Source organism: Xenorhabdus mauleonii (assembly GCF_900113945.1).
GTDB lineage: Bacteria > Pseudomonadota > Gammaproteobacteria > Enterobacterales > Enterobacteriaceae > Xenorhabdus > Xenorhabdus mauleonii.
The window spans coordinates 1-1655 of record NZ_FORG01000088.1; the positions used below are offsets into that span (position 1 = coordinate 1).

General features: G+C 55.8%; 3 protein-coding genes. 2 read left to right on the forward strand and 1 reads right to left on the reverse strand.

What is annotated here, in order from left to right:
• Positions 1 to 379 (reverse strand): hypothetical protein (locus tag BM100_RS23755; RefSeq protein WP_244896550.1); only part of this gene is annotated, 379 nt, incomplete at its 3' end.
• A gap of 86 nt (positions 380 to 465) precedes the next feature.
• Here BM100_RS23755 and BM100_RS23760 point away from each other — a divergent pair.
• Positions 466 to 825 carry a hypothetical protein gene (locus BM100_RS23760; protein WP_244590698.1) on the forward strand — a complete coding sequence of 120 codons (360 nt, stop codon included), beginning with the start codon at positions 466 to 468 and terminating at the stop codon, positions 823 to 825.
• 80 nt (positions 826 to 905) lie between these two features.
• Positions 906 to 1487, forward strand: coding sequence for a DUF2857 domain-containing protein (locus BM100_RS22350; protein ID WP_092514999.1), 582 nt, complete (start codon positions 906 to 908; stop codon positions 1485 to 1487).
• Positions 1488 to 1655: the final 168 nt, after the last annotated feature.

The window sequence follows — 1655 nt, forward strand, 5'->3', positions numbered from 1 at the left end:
TGGGCACCGGAGATGTTCCTTGATGAACTGATTGGGGATTTATTGCAGGCTCTGCCGCATCCGCAGCTGAATTATGACCGCTGGATACTGGAACTCGATCCGAAGGAAAATAACCGTCGCCAGCTTTTTGGTGAACAGGCCGCCACGTTTGATCCTGGCCCTGTACCGGAAATGCCCGAAACGGCAGCACCTGAGAGGAGTCAGGGGGATCAGAACCGGGCGTCAGACAGGGAACCGAATCCGGGCATTCTTGCTCAACCCGCCACGGATGCGGCACCGGCATCGAAGACACCATGCGCTCCGATCGATAAGGCTCCCGCGCCTGCCCGGTCTTCCCGAAACAATCCGGTGATCCCGCCTTATCAGCCGGAGAGCTCACCTGAACCGGAATTGTCTGAAGCTGACGATCTCCACTTTGCCCGGACCGGGCTGGAGCCGGTCAGTTCCGTCTGGCACATCTCCCCGATGCAGGACGATATCGAACATCTGCAAAATATGGCATTTCGTCTGGCATTCGAACTGGCTGAAGTGATGGGCTGTGATCGTGATTTGCGGGCGGTGTCGGATGTGCAGTCGGCGGGATTTTGTCTGACTGACAGGCCGGATGTGCATCCTTTTTCGTGTTTATTGCACTCTCTGACCGGAGAGATTTCTGCTGACCGTTGTGAACTGACGCTGGCTGCCGTTCTGCTCGGTACCGCCGGGCGGGAAGCGGTGCCCTTGCTGGATGACAGTCAGACCGTGAAGTTTTTGCGGCTGCTGCGGATTATCCGCCGCCTGCGGGAGCTTCAGCGCGACATGGCACCGGAGACGTTGACGATGTAGCAATACCAGTCCGGGGTGCCTGCTTTTCAGTGTGTTGTTCATTCATTGTGTTTTGACTGGCCTGATGATGGAGGAAGTGTATGAATCATTTATCGCAAGCGACCAACAGCCTGCTGTTGCAATTGGTGATGGATTTGAAGAACGGCTATATCCGCCGTTGCGAAGCACTGGGGCTGGCCCCCTCGGAGATGCTGATGTTACAGAGTCTGACGATTGAGGATTTGCATTATCTGGGTAACAGCCCGGTCTCGGTGCTGAGTGTGCAGATTCATCACGCCAATCTGGCCCGCATTTTACATCAGGCGCGTATCGAGCAGCAGCGGATGCAGCGCATTGACCGGGCACTGGAACTCAGTGGTTCGATTGATCTGATGCACTATTTTTTTGGCCTGTCCAGTCTGGAAGTGGCAGCGCGTCGGCGTATTGCCGGGATTGCTGTGAAATCGGGGCGGGTGTCGGTACTGACGGAAGAAGAAAACAGTGACCTGTGGCAACGCTGGCAGGTGGCAAAACTCAGGGATGCGGACAGCGCCGAAGGGCTGGATATCATGATGGATGTGGCAGAGCATCACGATATTTCGCTGACCTCCGTCTGGAATGCGGTCAAAGAGTGGCAGCAGGAAGAGGCATCAGGAATGGCCTGCGCGAAAAAACAGGCCTAACACGGAAATGCAGGAAACGATGTCAGGAAAATTAACGGAAATCATGCCCGGCCTGCATGCACCGATGACGGCACCGCTGTCTTTTCGGCGTAAGGCGCAATATCAGGTGCTGTGTTATCGGCGGGGTCAGCGTAATTACGTCCGGCTGAAGGAAAAAGGCACCGGGTA

Coding starts and splice junctions, on each gene's coding strand:
- BM100_RS23760 (WP_244590698.1), top strand. CDS start 466: ATGCAGGACGATATCGAACATCTGCAAAATATGGCATTTCGTCTGGCA.
- BM100_RS22350 (WP_092514999.1), top strand. CDS start 906: ATGAATCATTTATCGCAAGCGACCAACAGCCTGCTGTTGCAATTGGTG.